Origin of the sequence: Mucilaginibacter rubeus, from assembly GCF_003286415.2 — a bacterium.
In the GTDB taxonomy this organism is placed as follows: domain Bacteria; phylum Bacteroidota; class Bacteroidia; order Sphingobacteriales; family Sphingobacteriaceae; genus Mucilaginibacter; species Mucilaginibacter rubeus_A.
The window spans coordinates 977,255-995,067 of record NZ_CP043450.1 but is presented as its reverse complement, the minus strand read 5'-3'; the positions used below and the strand labels follow the sequence as shown (position 1 = coordinate 995,067).

14 protein-coding genes are annotated in these 17,813 nt (G+C 43.1%); 6 read left to right on the top strand and 8 right to left on the bottom strand.

All coding sequences use genetic code 11. The features are described from left to right. Window positions 1-1,809 carry a bifunctional phosphoribosylanthranilate isomerase/tryptophan synthase subunit beta gene (locus tag DEO27_RS04000; RefSeq protein ID WP_112569970.1) on the bottom strand — a complete coding sequence of 603 codons (1,809 nt, stop codon included), beginning with the start codon at window positions 1,807-1,809 and terminating at the stop codon, window positions 1-3. A 3-nt stretch (window positions 1,810-1,812) separates the two neighbouring features. Continuing rightward, window positions 1,813-2,802, bottom strand: a complete 990-nt coding sequence (trpD, locus tag DEO27_RS03995; protein ID WP_112569968.1) for an anthranilate phosphoribosyltransferase — start codon at window positions 2,800-2,802, stop codon at window positions 1,813-1,815. 513 nt (window positions 2,803-3,315) lie between these two features. On the opposite strand from trpD, the gene DEO27_RS03990 reads away from it, so the two are divergent. Beyond that, the gene (locus tag DEO27_RS03990; protein ID WP_112569966.1) at window positions 3,316-4,263 is read left to right on the top strand and encodes an ion channel; all 948 of its coding nucleotides are present in this window, start codon (window positions 3,316-3,318) and stop codon (window positions 4,261-4,263) included. 134 nt (window positions 4,264-4,397) lie between these two features. Here the strand turns inward: DEO27_RS03990 and DEO27_RS03985 are convergent, their stop codons facing one another. Genes DEO27_RS03985 through recR form a run of 3 tightly spaced genes read right to left on the bottom strand, consistent with a single transcriptional unit; the run spans window position 4,398 to window position 6,662 of the window. Continuing rightward, window positions 4,398-5,213, bottom strand: coding sequence for an SDR family oxidoreductase (locus tag DEO27_RS03985; protein WP_112569964.1), 816 nt, complete (start codon window positions 5,211-5,213; stop codon window positions 4,398-4,400). Then, the gene (locus DEO27_RS03980) at window positions 5,200-6,033 is read right to left on the bottom strand and encodes a glycosyltransferase family 2 protein (protein ID WP_112569962.1); all 834 of its coding nucleotides are present in this window, start codon (window positions 6,031-6,033) and stop codon (window positions 5,200-5,202) included. The genes DEO27_RS03985 and DEO27_RS03980 overlap by 14 nt, the downstream gene beginning before the upstream one ends. 2 nt (window positions 6,034-6,035) lie before the next feature. Further along, window positions 6,036-6,662, bottom strand: a complete 627-nt coding sequence (gene recR, locus DEO27_RS03975; protein ID WP_112569960.1) for a recombination mediator RecR — start codon at window positions 6,660-6,662, stop codon at window positions 6,036-6,038. 235 nt (window positions 6,663-6,897) lie between these two features. Between recR and DEO27_RS03970 the strand changes: the two genes are divergently transcribed. Both DEO27_RS03970 and DEO27_RS03965 read left to right on the top strand, forming a co-directional pair. Further along, window positions 6,898-8,382, top strand: coding sequence for a sodium:solute symporter (locus DEO27_RS03970; protein ID WP_112569958.1), 1,485 nt, complete (start codon window positions 6,898-6,900; stop codon window positions 8,380-8,382). 117 nt (window positions 8,383-8,499) lie between these two features. Beyond that, window positions 8,500-9,207 carry a TIGR00730 family Rossman fold protein gene (locus DEO27_RS03965; RefSeq protein ID WP_112569956.1) on the top strand — a complete coding sequence of 236 codons (708 nt, stop codon included), beginning with the start codon at window positions 8,500-8,502 and terminating at the stop codon, window positions 9,205-9,207. Window positions 9,208-9,280: 73 nt separating this feature from the next. On the opposite strand, the gene DEO27_RS03960 is transcribed toward DEO27_RS03965, so the two are convergent. Beyond that, window positions 9,281-11,233, bottom strand: a complete 1,953-nt coding sequence (locus DEO27_RS03960) for a redoxin domain-containing protein (protein ID WP_112569954.1) — start codon at window positions 11,231-11,233, stop codon at window positions 9,281-9,283. Between the two features lie 93 nt (window positions 11,234-11,326). Between DEO27_RS03960 and DEO27_RS03955 the strand changes: the two genes are divergently transcribed. The 3 genes from DEO27_RS03955 to DEO27_RS03945 all read left to right on the top strand — a co-directional run bounded on the left by DEO27_RS03955 (window position 11,327) and on the right by DEO27_RS03945 (window position 14,505). After that, window positions 11,327-12,592, top strand: coding sequence for a TCR/Tet family MFS transporter (locus DEO27_RS03955; protein WP_112569952.1), 1,266 nt, complete (start codon window positions 11,327-11,329; stop codon window positions 12,590-12,592). 88 nt (window positions 12,593-12,680) lie between these two features. Beyond that, the gene (locus DEO27_RS03950; RefSeq protein ID WP_112569950.1) at window positions 12,681-13,199 is read left to right on the top strand and encodes a 3'-5' exoribonuclease; all 519 of its coding nucleotides are present in this window, start codon (window positions 12,681-12,683) and stop codon (window positions 13,197-13,199) included. Between the two features lie 49 nt (window positions 13,200-13,248). Continuing rightward, a complete protein-coding gene (locus tag DEO27_RS03945; RefSeq protein WP_112569948.1) occupies window positions 13,249-14,505 on the top strand; it encodes a TCR/Tet family MFS transporter in 1,257 nt (418 codons plus the stop codon). A 181-nt stretch (window positions 14,506-14,686) separates the two neighbouring features. Here DEO27_RS03945 and DEO27_RS03940 read toward each other — a convergent pair whose 3' ends face one another. Together DEO27_RS03940 and DEO27_RS03935 are read right to left on the bottom strand one after the other, a co-directional pair. Next, window positions 14,687-15,277 (bottom strand): DUF502 domain-containing protein, encoded by a 591-nt coding sequence (locus DEO27_RS03940; RefSeq protein ID WP_112569946.1) that lies wholly within the window; start codon window positions 15,275-15,277, stop codon window positions 14,687-14,689. A 15-nt stretch (window positions 15,278-15,292) separates the two neighbouring features. Continuing rightward, the gene (locus DEO27_RS03935; protein ID WP_112569944.1) at window positions 15,293-17,755 is read right to left on the bottom strand and encodes a bifunctional UDP-N-acetylmuramoyl-tripeptide:D-alanyl-D-alanine ligase/alanine racemase; all 2,463 of its coding nucleotides are present in this window, start codon (window positions 17,753-17,755) and stop codon (window positions 15,293-15,295) included. Between the last annotated feature and the right edge of the window lie 58 nt (window positions 17,756-17,813).

Here is a 17,813-nt window from a genome sequence, read left to right as displayed (position 1 = left end):
TTAATAGCCGAAATATTTAATATAAGTATCCAAATCCTTATCTCCCCTGCCCGAAATGCAGATCACTACATTATCGTTGGCCTCAAACTTCATCTTCTCCAGTTGGGCCAAGGCATGGGCTGTTTCAATGGCCGGGATAATCCCTTCTAACTGACAGCAAAGCAGGCCGGCCTGTAAAGCTTCATCGTCGGTAATACTTACGTATTCGCCGCGGTGGCTTTTAAATAAATGCGCATGCTGCGGACCGATACCCGGATAATCCAAACCTGCCGAAATAGAGTAAGGCTCAACAACCTGTCCGTCTTCAGTTTGCATTAAAATGGTGCGACTGCCGTGCAATACCCCCTCATTGCCCAAAGCTGTGGTAGCAGCAGATTCTCCGCTGTTTACACCTTTACCTGCTGCTTCAACAGCTACCAGTTTCACACTTTCATCATCTAAAAAATGATAGAACATGCCCATGGCATTGCTACCGCCGCCCACACAGGCCAATACATATTGAGGTAGCTCGCTTCCTGTGTATTCTACCAATTGTTTTTTTGTTTCGGCCGAGATTATCGACTGAAAACGGGCCACCATATCAGGGTACGGATATGGGCCAACTACTGAACCTATAATATAATGTGTATCAACCGGGTTGCCTATCCAATCGCGCAGGGCTTCGTTGGTTGCATCCTTAAGCGTTTTACTTCCCGATGTTGCGGGCACCACTTTAGCGCCCAGCATTTTCATACGCGATACGTTAGGTGCCTGGCGGGCCATATCAATTTCGCCCATGTAAACCACACATTCAATGCCCATCAAGGCGCATACAGTTGCTGTCGCTACACCATGCTGACCGGCACCGGTTTCGGCAATGATGCGTTTTTTGCCAAGGCGTTTGGCCAGCAGGATCTGTCCTATGGCATTATTAATTTTGTGTGAGCCGGTATGATTCAGGTCTTCTCTTTTAAAGAAAATATTGGCGCCATATTTTTCTGAATATCTTTTGGCATGATATAAGGGAGAAGGCCTGCCCACATAATTTTTTAGCAGATCGTCAAATTCGGCTTTAAAACCATCATCATTTAAAATAGTGAGGTATTGCTGCCTTAATTCCTCTACGTTAGGGTATAACATTTCGGGAATGTATGCTCCCCCAAAATCGCCATAATAACCTTGTTCGTTAACTCCGTATTTCATCTGCTGTATTTTATTTTTGACGATGTTAAATGCGTCTTTTAGTTTTTCGATATTCTTTAAGCCCGGTTCAATTTCAAACCTGCTGTTAAGGTCAACCCCATAAAATTGGGGATGCGTGATATTTTTAACTTCAGCTATATTTTCGGGACCTATCCCTCCTGATAAAAAGAAGGGAATATCCAATTTGTATTGATCAAGAATAGTCCAGTCAAACGTTTTGCCCGAGCCACCATATATTTTAGTTTTGGTATCGAACAGGAAAAGATCAACATTGTTGGCGTAATCTTTTAATTGTTCAAAATCAAAATCTTCGTTAAGTCCAAATGCCTTTATTACAGTTACCCTACCTTTAAAAGCTGCACAAAACTCCGGACTTTCATCGCCATGCAATTGAATAGCGTTAAAGCCATATTCAGCAATCAACTTATCTATATTTTCGGCGCTCTCGTTTACAAAAACCCCTGTCTTTTGAATTGAAGCTGGGATAGCCTGCAGCGCATCTGCTGACAAACCGGCTGCATAACGCGGTGTTTTATCATAGAAAATAAAGCCTACATAATCGGGCTGTAAAGCAGCGACCGCTTCAATGTTTTCAGGATGTTTTAAACCGCAAACCTTTATTTTCATGGCTTAATTCTGCAATAAATTATTAAAGCTTTTCAAGGCTTTTTTTCCAAGCAGTGCTTCTTCGGCTTCATAAAAACAATCGCCAAAAGTCTTTTCCGGGTTTATGGTTCTGATAGCTAACGCAGCATTGGCCAGCACAACATTATTTTGGGCATTAGTACCATCGCCTTTAAGCACGTTGCTGAATATTGTAGCCGAAGCCTCTACAGTATCACCGCCGATGATCTCTTTAGGATCGAGCAATTCAAAGCCGAGGTCTTCAACACTGTTGATCTTTTCGCCATCGGCCGAGAAGGTTTTAAAATCGCAGGTTAGTGAGATCTCATCATAACCTTCCAACGCGTTTATGATGGTATACTTTGTAGTTGATTTTTGGTACAGATAGGCGTATACACGGGCAAGCTCCAGGTTAAATACCCCTACCAACTGGTTGTCGGGCTTAGCCGGGTTAACCATAGGGCCCAGCATATTAAAGAAGGTCTTCACACCCAACTCCTTACGGATAGGCGCTACCGTTTTCATAGCCGGGTGGAACAGCGGTGCATGCAGAAAACAGATATTAGCTTCATCGGTGCTGCGTTTCAACTTATCCATATCATTGGTAAACCGGTATCCCAGGTATTCCATCACATTTGACGAACCACAACCCGACGATACACCGTAGTTACCATGCTTGGCTACTTTATAACCTGCACCCGCAACTACAAATGATGCCAATGTTGAAATGTTAAAGGTGTCCTTACCATCGCCGCCGGTACCACAGAGATCGATAAGTCCATCGGTTTCCAGATCTACAGGCAGGCAAAGCTCCAGCATGGCATCACGGAAACCTTCCAGTTCCTCAACGGTAATGCTCCGCATACAATAAGCCGTCATAAAGGCAGCCATTTGCGCGTTGTTGTACTTTCCCTGCGCAATGTTCATCAAAATACCTTTAGACTGTTCCCTGCTAAAGGTTTTGTGCTCAAAAAGATGATTAAGTATCTGTTTCATTTGCCCCCCAACCCCGCCAGCTGACGGGGAGTTAATATGCATAAATTATCCTTTTCAATCTCTCCCCCTGTCTTTCACTCCCCTTTAGGGGGCCGGGGCAAGGCAACAAAAAAGGGCTGCCGTATGGCAACCCTCCTGAATATATTTTTCAAACAAACATGGAATTGCCTTACGATTACTCGTTAAGCCACCACCAATTGTTGTTTAATTTGTTCATTGTTACTTGTTGGCACAAATATGTAAATAGTTTTTATAAAAACAAACAGAATTTATTTAGTTGGTGAATTATTGATTTAAATATTGAAAAGCTATTTAAATCACCTTAATAAGAGCCTCATTGCGAGGCACGAAGCAACCCCTAACTTTACAGGTCGGCTATGCAAATCGGGGATTGCTTCGTGCCTCGCAATGACGTCTTTTTTGTTTTAAATACTTCTGAGCAATCTGCGGTTCGCATAATTTCAATAATTTAGTTGTTGATTTATCAATCGATCATAAGTCACTAATCAACCCATGGCTATACGTAAAGAGAAAATTAATCCGGAAGACGATCTTGGTTTTGGTACCCAGCCGGTTATGAAAAGCCAGCCGGTTATCAATAAAGATGGTACCATCAATGTAAAACGTACCGGTCTGCCTTTTTTAAGTACAGCTAATAATTACCATTCGCTGATCACAATGAGTTGGCGCAAGTTCTGGGTTATTGTTTTCAGCGCATACTTTACTGTCAATATTATTTTCGCCCTGATTTACTTTTCATTAGGTTCAGATGTTTTAGACGGTAAAAGCGGAAACACCGATTTCGACCGTTTTATGGATGCCTTCTTTTTTTCGGCACAAACCATATCAACCGTAGGTTACGGGCATATCAGTCCTAAAGGTATCATACCTAATACCATAGCCGCGCTGGAATCTATGATGGGTTTACTGGCCTTCGCATTGGCAACCGGCCTGCTTTACGGGCGTTTTTCACGCCCATCGGCCAAGATCATGTACAGCCGCAATGTGCTTATAGCTCCTTATCGTGATGGCGGCAGAGGCCTGATGTTTCGCTTGGCTAATGAGCGCAAAAACATCCTTATCGATTTAGAGATGGAAGTTGTTTTTAGCTATAACGACGAGGAGAACGGCAAAACGGTACGTAAATTCTTTCAGCTGGAACTGGAACGCACCCGCGTTAGTATCCTTACACTGAACTGGACAGTGGTTCATCCCCTTGATGATAACAGCCCAATCAAAGATATTACCCCGGAAGAGCTTCAACGCAGGCAAGCCGGGTTGACCGTCAGCCTAAAAACATTCGACGATACGTTTTCGCAAACCATCCATTCACGTACCTCCTATCAGTACGATGATTTTATATGGGATGCCAAATTTAAACCCGTATTTGAGCGTGATGAAACAGGCCGCGTTGTATTGGATTTGAGCAGGATAAGCGCGTATGATCTTGTTGGTCATTAGGTCATTGCGTCATTAAGTCATTTTATCGCTTTGAGAGCGTTGTTGGTTATTGGGTCATTAAGTCATGTTTATAGCCTTAAAAGTAATGACCCAATGAAATAATGACACAATGACCTAATGACTAACAGAAATGACTAACGCAAAAGCGGATCCCGTTCTTTTGTAAAAACGTTATAGACCATCTTATCTAAAAATGCAGGGATAAATTTGCTGAGGGCTACAGTTAGTTTTCCCTGGCCGGTCATGATGAGGGTGCGGCTTCGGTTTTCTATGCCATCGGCTATGATTTTTGCTACCTCATCGCTGGTCATCATTTTTTGTTCTTCAAGGGTGCTTTCACCTTGCTGTTTACCTTCGCTGTTCAAGGCTGTATTGCGGATGTTTGATGCTGTAAAACCCGGGCAGGCGGTTAATACATGTACGCCAGTTTTCAGGTTTTCAACCCGTAAGGAATCTAAAAAGCCATTCATAGCAAATTTTGATGCCGAATAGCCCGAGCGGCCCGGCAACCCTTTATAGCCTGCTATAGATGATACGCCTACTACGCTTCCTTTAGTTTTAATAATTTCGGGCAGGGCATATTTGGTGCAGTAAACGGTACCCCAAAAGTTAACGTCCATTAAAGTTTTAAGCACTTTAAGGTCGGCATCTTTAAACAATGACCGCATAGACATGCCTGCATTGTTAATTAACACATCAACTTTACCAAATGTGGTAAGGGTTTGTTTAATGAGCTGTTTGCAATCTTCCTCAATGGTTACATCGCATTGTATAGCAAGGGCTTTGATCTTATACTCCTGCTGTAGTTTTTCGGTGATCTGGCAAAGGGTAACGTATTGCCTTGCTGCCAACACTACATGGGCGCCGCGCTTAGCACATTCATAAGCAAGTGATTTTCCGATACCTGACGAAGCGCCGGTAATTATAACAACCTTATCATTTAACTTCATACGAAGGAGGAATTAGCTGGGGGATGCCCTCCACCTTAAGTTCGGGCACCTTAAATAAATATTTGGAGGCGAAGATAATCATCGCGCCATAATATTCCTTAAGGTGTGTCCAGCTAAATTTAACCTTGTTTTGTATGTTAAAGTTGATGATATATGTTTTAGGGAAGTAGTAATTTTTGAACCCGGCAAGCCTGATCCGGTACGAATAATCGATATCATAACCATAAGTATGAAAACGTTCATCCATCAGGCCTATATGGTTAAGTGCTTCCTTACGTAGCAACATAAAGGCGCCGTTAATAATATCCGATTCGGAAGTCTGAAACTCCTCTACCCAATCCTTACTTTCCGGATTGGTAAGCCTTGATTTTGAAAAATGCTTTGCCAGACCGGTTAACTTAAAGAAGGTTTCCCATGGCTTATTAAAGCCGCGTTTTGACTCTTTCAGAAATTTACCTTCAGGAGTTATCATGCGCACGCCTAAACCACCGGCATCGGTGTGCATATCCATAAACCCTAAAGCTTTCTCAACCGTCTTTTTGCCTGTAATTGTATCCGCATTGACCAGTAAAATATACTCGCCAATAGCCAGCTTAAGCGCATGGTTATAGGCACGGGCCATACCCTCGTTTTTATCGTTGGCTATGATTTTCACATCTGGAAATTCGGTATTAAGCATGGTCAGGGACTTGTCGGCCGAGGCATTGTCGACCACAAAAACCTCGTGACTTACGTCCTGGGCAGCCCTGATCGCTGCATTCAGGGCAATTCTGAGCAGGTTACAGGAGTTATGGCTTACAACAACTATAGATAGTTTCATGCTTACTTTGATAGTGAATTTTCATACGGAACGCGGGTAGCTATGGAGCGGCCCAAAGTTATCTCGTCCACGTACTCTAATTCACCACCAAAAGCTATGCCACGAGCTATAGTTGTAATGGTAATATTGAAACTTTTTAATTTTTTATGAAGATAGAACAGTGTTGTATCCCCCTCCATGGTAGCGCTGAGGGCAAAAACCACCTCTTTCACCTCATTATCAACTGTTGGTTTAAGACGCTCAACCAGGGTATCCACCTGCAGGTCTGATGGCCCAACGCCATCCATTGGCGATATTAATCCGCCAAGCACATGATAAACGCCATTAAACTGGTTGGTATTTTCAATAGCCATCACATCGCGGGTATCCTCAACAACACAAATCAGGCTATGATCACGACGGTGCGATGAGCAGATCTCGCAAACCGACAAATCAGATATATTATGGCAAACGCGGCAAAACTGTATTTCGTTCCGTAGTTTAGTTACCGCCGTACTAAAACGCTCAACATCCTGCTTATCCTGGTTAAGTAAATGCAACACCAAACGCAGTGCGGTTTTCTGACCAACACCCGGCAACTTAGCAAATTCGGCAACAGCATTTTCCAGTAATTTGGACGAAAAATTCATTACGCGAAGGTAAATAATTTTTGTGTGATTGCATTCTGTGTACGCATTGCATCTCTTTCATGTCATTGAGCGCAGCGCGGTAATCGCACGGAAGCATAGCCGCCCTGTAAAGTATGCGGTTGCCGCGCTCCGCTCCGCAATGACATTTAATACATGCAGGCAAAATCCCATCCAACAATAATTACCTTTTTTAAAAAAAGATTCCGACTTTAGAAAAACATTATAACACACATCTATGTCGCCCGGAGTATTATTATCATTTATCATCGGTTATTTTCTGGTATTGCTTATCATCTCCTGGCTCACATCAAAAAAATCGTCAGATAATGATACCTTCTTCGTAGCCAACCGAAACTCCAAATGGTACCTGGTTGCCTTTGGGATGATAGGCACAGCCTTGAGCGGGGTTACATTCATCTCTGTGCCGGGCAAGGTTGGTACCGATCAGTTTGCTTACTTCCAGTTTGTGCTGGGAAACGCTGCAGGGTTTATCATTATCGCCACCGTATTGCTTCCATTATACTACAGGCTTAAGCTTACATCTATTTACAGCTACATTGAAGGGGCTTTGGGAGTTTGGAGCTATAAAACCGCTGCCGCTATCTTTTTAGTGAGCCGGGTAATCGGCTCGGCATTCAGGTTGTACCTCGTAGTTATCGTATTGCAGAAATTCATTTTCGATAGTTATCATGTACCCTTCGCAGTTACAGTACTCATTTGTTTGTTGCTTATCTGGTCGTATACCTTTAAAGGAGGGTTAAAGACCATTATTATTACCGATAGCCTGCAAACGTTTTTCCTGGTGCTTTCTGTTTTCCTGTCGATATACTTTATTTGCCAGAGCCTGCACATGAACATTTTCGAAGCTGCCGAAACCATCAAAAACAGCAGCTATTCCAAAATATTTTTCTTTAACGATTTCATGAGCAGCAAGCTGCACCTGGGTAAACAATTTTTAGGGGCCATGTTCATTACCATTGGCATGACCGGACTTGATCAGGACCTGATGCAGAAAAACCTCAGCCTTAAAAACATCAAAGAGGCACAAAAAAACATGTTCAGCTTTGTGGGTGTTTTTGTGGTGATCAATATCTTTTTCCTAAGCGTTGGCGCCTTGCTTTATATGTACGCGGCTAAAAACGGTATCAATGTTACTAAAACCGACTACCTGTATCCTACCATAGCGCTGCAATATTTAGGCATCGTACCGGCTATGGTGTTTATGCTGGGATTAACTGCAGCTACCTTTGCCACTACCGACTCGGCACTCACCGCGCTTACCACTTCTTTTTGTGTCGACTTTTTAGGCTTCAACAAACGCAGCGATGTGAACAGCAAAAAAATGGTAGCGGTTAGGCATTGGGTGCACATAGCCTTTTCGGGGCTGATGTTTTTGACCATTATCATATTCAATGCCATTAATAATGAGGCTGTGGTAAGCGCCATATTCAGCGTTGCCTCTTATACTTATGGCCCTTTACTTGGACTTTATTCGTTTGGCTTATTTGTAGGCAACAGGCAGGTAAGGGATAAGCTGGTACCTTTCATTTGCGTACTCTCTCCTGCTATATGTTATTTTTTAAATGCCGAATCAAAATCAATTTTAGGCGGATATTTTTTTGGTAATGAGCTCATCACTGTAAACGGATTAATCACATTTATCGGGCTCCTGGCCTTTTCAAGTCGGAAAGTCGGGGAAGTCCGTCAATCAGAAAGTTAAAAACTTAACAATTACCTAATCGAAATCTATTTTCTTTGTACTTTGCGTAAAGTAAGACAAATGTATTCCACTTCCGGACTTTCGGACTTCCCCGACTTCCGGACTATATAAAAGGCTATGACAGGTGAAGATAAAATAAGACAAGCGTTTGAGAACAAAGACTGGCAGGAAATTAAAGTTACCGACTCCTGGCAGATATTTAAAATAATGGCCGAGTTTGTTGACGGCTTTGAAAAACTGGCTAAAATTGGCCCCTGCGTATCCATCTTCGGATCCGCACGCACACATAACGATAACAAATACTACAAACTGGCCGAAGATACCGCCCGCCTGCTTACCGAGCATGGTTACGGTGTAATATCAGGCGGTGGCCCCGGTATCATGGAGGCAGCCAACAAAGGGGCTTATGAAAACGGCGGTAAATCGGTAGGTTTGAACATCGAATTACCTTTTGAGCAGTTTCACAATAAATATATCGACAGGGATAAGATCATGGAGTTTGACTACTTCTTTATCCGCAAGGTTATGTTTATGAAGTACTCGCAAGGTTTTATCATTTTGCCAGGAGGCTTTGGCACTATGGATGAATCATTCGAGGCTATCACCCTTATCCAAACTGGTAAAATTGCCCGCTTCCCTATTATTTTTGTTGGGGTTGAATACTGGAAAGGCCTGTTTAGCTGGGTTGAAGAAAAAATGCTGAACGAACAGCACAACATCAACCCCGACGATCTTAACCTGTACCGCGTTGTTGATACCGCCGAAGAAGCGGTTGAGCACATCACCCGGTTCTACAACAAATACGTACTTAAGCCAAACTTTTAACAGGCTTCAAAATAAAAAATGCCGCTCCGTTAGGGCGGCATTTTTTGCTGGTATAGTTTTAGTAATTGATCTGCTATTTCATACTTTGCTTTGGGGAGGCCGCAGTTTCAAAGGAAGCGGGCTCTTTTGCCATATCAATCATCGCGCTTACTTCATCTACCAATCCCTCGGCCGAACCATCAAAACCTACAACCTTAAAACGGATATTTCCGCTTTTATCAATGATAAACTTGGTTGGGATACCGGTTACCCCAAATTGTGTTACTACTTTTGATTGCCTGCCATCACCACCCTTCTCATCAATCAGCACGTTGAAAGTGTATTTATTATCGGCAATAAATTTCTTTACGCCATCAATATAATTATCACCATTTTCCCAGGTATCAATAAACAGGAATTTCACATCCTGATCGTCCTTATATTTATTTACGGCCATCTGCATTCCGGGGAAAGAAGCTTTACAAGGGCCGCACCATGTAGCCCAAAAATCCACTATTACAATTTTGCCTTTTAAATCGGCCAGCGAAACATTGTTTCCCGCAAAATCCTTAAGCGCAAATTTAGTGGCTGGCTGATTGATCATTTGTTTAGCCACTTCTTCCCTCTTTTTATCTTTTGCAACACCTGCTAATCCGGCCAGGTATTCATCATACCCAGTCTCGCTGCCCTTTACACCTACGTAAGCCTTTCTCAATTCTTCTTTTAAAACCGGAGAAACTTTAGCAGCCTTAAACGCGTTTTCAATTACCTCTTTTGATTCGGCGTATTTACCGAGGGCATTCAGAATAAGTACATAATGCTCGTTTGTGGTAGGGTCATTATCCTTATTGGTGGCGTAAACTTCTTTCTGATATTTAAGCGCCTCATCATATTTTTTCTCTTTATATAAAATGAATGCATAAGTATCAGCATACATATTATAAACAAGTTCATTTTGCTTTTTCGCATCATTTACCGACATAAACGACGACACCATGGGGTTCTTCATCTTTTCGCCAATAATATCCAAAGTTTGCTTTGACAGCTCTTCAGCTTTCTGAAGATTCTCGCCCTTTTGGGCCCATTCATAAGCTATATTATTATAGCTGGTTGCCACGCTCATTTTGTTTTGAGTTAACGTTGCATATTTATTAAACGCCACGGAATCACCCGCTCTTAAAAAACCTGAAGCTAACTGCCCTCTTATATAGTCAATCCTTGATCCTTTATCAGTGGCCATTTCAGGAAATTTGGCTATATAAGATTTATAAAGAGAATCTTTTTTTTGCAGGTCTTTTTCGCGCATCATAGCAAACTCGGTATCATTTTTCACCGATTCGCCTTTGGGATATTTAGCTTTAATTATTTCACCCAACGAATCGGCAGATGCTTTTTGGCTTCGCCAGTTCAGAATATTAGCAGCAAGGATAAGATCTTTCTCCACCGTGCTTTTTTCAAGCGATTTAACCTTCGCGTTTAACAAGGCAGTAGTAGCCGGATCTTTTTTCTTAGCTAAAATATAATAGTATGTAAACTGATATGTTTTTTCGCCGTTCGGGTAGGTATCATATTCTTTTTTGAACATTGCCAAACCTTCTTCCTGATCGATCTTTATTTTAGCCAAATTGCTGCCAGCACCTGTTAATATATAGCCTTTTGACTCATAAGCGCCCTGAACAGGCTTTTTATCCTTATAAACCAAATACGCATACCCTTTATCGTTATTATTATCAATATCACCGTCGCTAAATATTTTTATAAAGAAAGCCTTACCTGTAGCCGGAATGGTAAACTCCCCCGATAATAAACTTCCTTCCGCTTTCAGATTAATATCAACTGCAGGATTATCCCTCCCATCAATGTAATATATCTCCGCGGCGATATCCTTTTTTCCTGCTATGGGCGTTCCGGCAGGGTCATATTTGATCCTTATTTTTTCTGACGCTTCAGGATAATTATTTGATAATGTGAGGTGCTCGGTTTGCGCGAAAGCGCATTGCATGGCCAGCAAAGCCGGCACCAGCAAGATTGATTTGTGTGGTTTCATAGGTTTAACTAATTATATAGTTGAAGTTAGGGACAAATTATTTTAAATACAATTATTTTAACAATTATTAACCTTAATAATTTACTTTGCACCATGGACACTTCCGCCCAAAATAAACCACAGAAGGCTTTAGGCTTTATTTTTATTACTTTACTGATTGACGTAGTAGGCTTAGGTATCATTATACCGGTACTACCCAAGCTCATTGAAAAACTAATCCACGCGGGTTTAAGTGAGGCTTCGCTTTACGCCGGCTTTTTAACACTGGCCTACTCAGTGATGCAATTTCTGTTTTCGCCAATGATTGGTAACCTGAGCGATAAATATGGCCGCCGCCCGGTTTTACTTTGCTCGCTGTTAGGTTTTGGTGTCGATTATTTGTTCCTTGCTTTTGCCCCATCTATAGGCTGGCTATTTTTAGGACGCGCCATTGCAGGTATTACCGGCGCCAGCTTTACAACAGCCTCGGCCTACATTGCCGACGTAAGTACGCCCGAAAAACGTGCCCAAAACTTTGGGATGATTGGTGTTGCCTTTGGTCTTGGTTTTATTATTGGTCCGGCCATTGGCGGTGTATTGGGTAAAATGGATGTTCAATATCCATTCTTCGCGGCCGCAGGCTTAGCATTTTTAAACGCCATTTATGGGTTCTTTATCCTGCCCGAATCGCTTGATGACGCGCATCGTCGCCCCTTTGATATAAAAAGGGCAAATCCGCTGGGTTCATTATTGCAATTAAAAAAATACCCATCGGTAATGGGCCTGGCGCTGTCGCTGTTCCTGGTATATTTTGCCGGACAAGCCGTACAAAACGTTTGGACGTATTTCACTTTCGAAAAATTTAAATGGGGCGAGGATACCGTTGGTTATTCCCTGGCCTTTATTGGCCTAATGATAGCCCTTGTACAGGGAGGTTTAATGCGCATTATACTACCTAAACTGGGCATGGAACGTTGCATTTGGGTTGGTTTGCTGCTGTACAGCGTTGGCCTTATCCTGTTTGCTATGGCTACGCAAGGCTGGATGATGTTTGCCTTTATGGTACCTTACGCGCTTGGCGGCATTGCAGGCCCGGCACTTCAAGGCATTATGACTAACCAGGTACCGGCCAATGAACAAGGCGAGTTGCAAGGCGGCTTAACCAGCCTCATGAGCCTGAGCGCTATTTTTGGCCCCTGGGTAATGACTACCTTGTTTTATTACTTCACCAACGATAAAAGACCTTTCTTTTTACCGGGAGCACCATTTATTTTAGGTGCGATACTGATGCTGATAAGCGCTTTGCTTGCTATACGCAATTTTAAAAACGTAAAGAAAACCTCGGCAAAGGATATTGATACCATGGCAACGTTGCATTGATAACGTTGCATTGATGATTTATTTTTTGTATATTATAGATAATTAACATGCTTGTTTAAAGCAAATACAAATTATAATAATTAATACAATGGCTTACATTATGGTAGATATAGAAAGTGATGGCCCAATTCCGGGCGACTATTCTATGATCTCGTTTGGAGCAGTGCTGGTACAAGACGGCCTCAAAGAAACTTTTTACGGGCAGCTAAAGCCTATTTCTGAAAACTACATTCCCGAAGCACTGGCGGTATTCGGGCATACCCGCGAGGAAACGTTAAATTTTGATGATCCGGCAAAGGTGATGAATGATTTTGCCGCTTGGTTAAAACGCGTTTGCCGCGATAAACCTCATTTTATCAGCGATAACAATGGTTTTGACTGGATGTTCGTTTGCTGGTATTTCCATCATTTTACTGGCAATAATCCTTTTGGCTTCAGCTCGCAAAACCTGGGCAGCCTGTACAAAGGTATGGTGAATGATATGTTCCAGAACTTTAAACACCTGCGCCGGACATCACACACCCATCATCCGGTTGATGATGCCAAAGGCAACGCCGAAGCACTGCTTATCCTTAAATATGAACACGGGTTAAAGATAAAGTTGTAAAATACCTCATAATAAAACTTTTGACCTGCTTAAACCTTTATCATTATTAATGAGCGCCAAACCTAAAAAAAAACATACCGCCGCCTTAGGGTTTATCTTCGTAACGCTTTTTATTGATGTGCTGGGTTTAGGTATCATTATCCCGGTAATGCCTTCGCTGCTCGAAAAACTGGGCAATATGGACGTGAGTACCGCCGCGCAGTACAACGGCTATCTTACTTTCACTTATGCGTCTATGCAATTCCTGTTTTCATCATTATTGGGTAACCTGAGCGACAGGTATGGGCGCAGACCAGTGTTATTAGGTTCGCTTGTCGGGTTTGGAATAGATTATGTTTTTATGGCCTTTGCCCCTACTGTTGCATGGTTGTTTATTGGTCGTGCTATAGCGGGCTTTGCAGGGGCCAGTAATACCACTGCAACAGCTTATATCGCAGATATCAGCACCGGCAAAAACCGCGCGGCTAACTTCGGCCTGGTTGGGGCTGCATCAGGACTTGGGTTTATCATTGGTATAGGTACCGGAAGCTTTTTGGGCGCGCTGAATGTGCGGTTCCCGTTTATGCTGGCTGCAGGACTGGCTTTGCTAAATGCCACCTATGGATACTTTGTATTGCCCGAATCGTTAAATATCAAAAACCGCAGGCGTTTTGAGTGGAAAAAGGCTAACCCTATAAACTCATTACGCAACCTGTCGCGCTATCAATCTTTAACCGGGTTGATAGGAGCGTTCTCATTAGTATATATAGCGCAAAAAGCGGTTGAATATGTGCTATCGTTTTACGTAACCGAAAAATTCGACTGGGCCCTTAAAAGCATTGGCTTTTTAGGATTTTTTATTGGCATTGTGCTGGTAGCTATACAAGGAGGATTGATCAGATACACCATCCCCAAATTTGGCCAGGAAAAAAATATCGTAGCCGGGCTCCTGTTTTATACCATCGGCTTAACGCTCATAGCTTTTGCCAACCAGGGGTGGATGATGTACGCGTTCATGGTACCCTACTGCCTCGGCGGCATTTCGGGGCCATCATTACAGGGCATGATCACCAGTACGGTATCCCCAAAAGAGCAAGGCGAGTTGCAAGGCTCATTAACCAGTATCAGCAGTTTGGCGGTGATCATAGGGCCACTATTGATGAGCTCAGTATTTCATTTATTTACCCATCGTAATACATCAACTTATTTTCCGGGTGCGCCTTATATTTTGGGAGCGGTCTTGATGCTGATAGCGGTTTTCTTAGCGATAAGGAGTTTTAAGAAAACCGGGGTGGTTGATTCAAAAGAAGTGGGAGCGGTACCGTAATTCCAACACAAAACATAATTATTAATTTTAAGGAAGCAGGAAAGAAAGTAAGGGCAAGTGCGATTCCCCTCTTGAGAGGAGTGTAGGGGTGTGTATCTGCATTTATCGGCTAATCGTATAAACACATCCCTGCTTACGCTCTCGCCAACCTCGCCCCCTCTCAAGAGGGGAGCTCAAAAAGTTAATCCAACCCGCTCACGCCGCCCGATATCACAAACTTCATGACATCTGCCGCACTTTTATCCATCGGCTTTACCTTATCGGCAGCAATAATAACCACCTGGCCGGCAAACGAATAGGAATATGGGAAATATACGGCAACCTCACCGGGCAAACCGATCTTTGCCAGATCTTTTTGAACAAGGAAACCTATCTTTTTTAAACCAAACTCATTAACTTCTACCAGTACCGGTTCGTTGAACTTTTTCTCTTCACCAACAAAAGCCTCAGTGAGATCTTTTATTGAGGAATACAGGAACGCAAAGATAGGCAAACGCGCAAACCAGCGTCTGAACCAGGCTTTAATGGGCTCGGTAATTACGTTGGTAACCAGCACCCCCATTACCATGATCACTACAACCACATTCAGGATGCCCAGGCCGGGGATATATACATGCTTTCCGGCTTTATCAACCAACAAATCACTCAGGTTAAGGGCTTTATCAATACTGGCCACAGCCCAGTACATCAGGAAAATAGCCGCTCCTACCGGTACAACAACCAACATCCCTTTTACAAAATACCTGAATAATACCCGCGCTACCTTGTTCATTTTAACCCCAGATTTCTACTCGTAAAAGTACACTCTTTTTACCCTTTGTGAAATATTGGTTAATATTTCATAAGGGATGGTACCTATTTGCTTGGCAAGTTCTTCAATCCGCTGGTGCTCATCGAATATGATTACTTCGTCACCTTCCCTCACGTCCAGTCCGCTTACATCCAGCATGCACATATCCATGGTGATATTACCTACGGTAGGTACTAACTTACCTTTTACCAGCATTTTGCCAACACCTTTGCCAAAGGCACGCAGGTAACCATCGGCATAACCAATGCGGATAGTAGCTATTTTACCATCTTTAGCCAGACTGCCGCTGCGGCTGTAGCTGATGGTTTCCCCTGCCCCAATCTTTTTAACCTGGGCAACGCTTGTCTTTAAGCTGGCTATTGGCTGCAAACCGGCGTCAGAAGCCGGCACCGATGAATCAATCCCATACAACCCAATCCCAAGTCTAACCATATCATAATGTGCCGATGGCCAGCGGATAATGCCCGCCGTATTGCAAATATGTTTGATCACCTTGTATCCCAGTGTACGTTCTATCTCTTTAAAAGCTTTTTCAAATCGCTTAATCTGCTTCTTGGTAAACTCATCATGCTCCGGTGCTTCACTGGCCGCCAGGTGCGAAAATACCGACTGCACCCTTACGTACCGGTTAGCCTCCAGCATATCACACAGGGTTTCTATCTCGTAGTTTTCAAAACCAAGCCGGTGCATGCCCGTATCGATTTTAAGGTGTACCGGGTAACCCGAAATGCCCTGAGCCGAAGCATAACCCACAAAATCATCCAGCAAACCGAAACTGTAAATTACCGGTTCAAGCTTATATTCAATAAGCTTATCAAATGCCGATGCTTCGGGGTTAAGCACTTTGATGGGCAGGATGATACCTGCCTGGCGTAAAGCCACTCCTTCATCTATATAAGCCACTGCCAGGTAATCAACCTTATTATATTGCAGCATATTGGCCACCTCAAACGTACCGCTGCCATAACTAAAAGCCTTTACCATAGCCATTACCTTTACACCCGGCTTAAGCTTTGATTTATAAAAATTAAGGTTGTTTAGTAAAGAGTTCAGGTTAATTTCCATTACCGTTTCGTGCGCTTTTTGCGCCAGGGCGCGGCTAACCTGCTCAAACTCAAAACTGCGCGAACCTTTGATCAGGATGGTTTCTTCTTTAAAACTAAGCGCTTTTAATTGCTGAAGCAGCGTGGTGGTATCGGCAAAAAAATGCTGCTCGGCTACATCAAAATATTGCTGGTGGCTAAGCAAGGCTTCACCAACCCCCACAAACTTGTCGATCTTTTTAGCCCTGATCAGTTCGCCAACCTGCTTATACAATACATCCTGCTGCAGGCCCGATTGGTAAATATCAGACAGGATGAGCGTCTTTTTTTGATGTTGATTTTGCTGCGATAAAAAGTTAAGCGCTATTTCAAGCGACTGCAGATCTGAATTATAGGAGTCATCAATAACAGAGCAGTTGTTTACCCCATTTTTTAACTCCAACCGCATGCTTACCGGAGCAAGGCGTTCAATACGCTTATCGGCCTCTACCGGACTGTAACCTAAAGCCAGCATGGTAGCCCAGCAGGTAATCGCGTTTTCAACCGATGCCTGATCGGTAAACGGGACAAGGCACTCTATCTCCTTACCCTGGTAGCGGCCACGGAAGTAATAATTTTTAGAGATCACCGTCTCGCTGAAAACATAAAGATCAGCCTCGCGGAATTTACGGCTCCAGGTAAAAGTTTCTTTGGCCGCGATATCCTTTTCGTAACCAATCAGCTGATCATAATTATGTATAAGTAACTTGCTGTTTTTAAACAACCCCAACTTTTCCAAAAGTTTCTGCCTTGGCGATTCAAATCCCTCATCATGTGCAGGGCCCATATGGGTAAGCACCCCTATTTCGGGTTTGATGATGGCCTCCAGCTTATCCATTTCATTTACGGTGGAGATACCCGCTTCAAAAATGCCCAGGTCGTTCCGGTCGTTGATTTGCCATACCGATAAGGGCACGCCAATTTGCGAGTTATAACTTTTAGGATTACGTACAATATTCTTATCGGCCGAAAGCAACTGGTAAAGCCATTCCTTAACTATTGTTTTACCATTACTACCTGTAATGCCAATAACCTGCAGTTTGAACCTGCTCCGATGATACGCGGCCAATGCCTGCAGTGCAGCAAGCGGATCGGGTACTATCAGAAAGTTAGCGCCGGGCAGGTTAAACTCCGGACCATGCTCCACCACAAAATTGCGCACGCCGCCGGCATAAGCCTCGGCAACAAACTCGTGGCCATTACGCCTCCCGCTCAAGGCAAAAAACAATCCCTCGGCGGGGTTATTGATCCGGCGGCTATCGGTAAAAAGCGCGCTAATAGTATATTCCTCAACTATATTACCATCGGCTTTGATGATCGTTTTTATGGCAGATATCGTGTACGTGTTATTGGGCATGCTGCTAATTTGGAGATATTAAAACAAATAGAATAATTTTTAACGAATTTTGATTTTT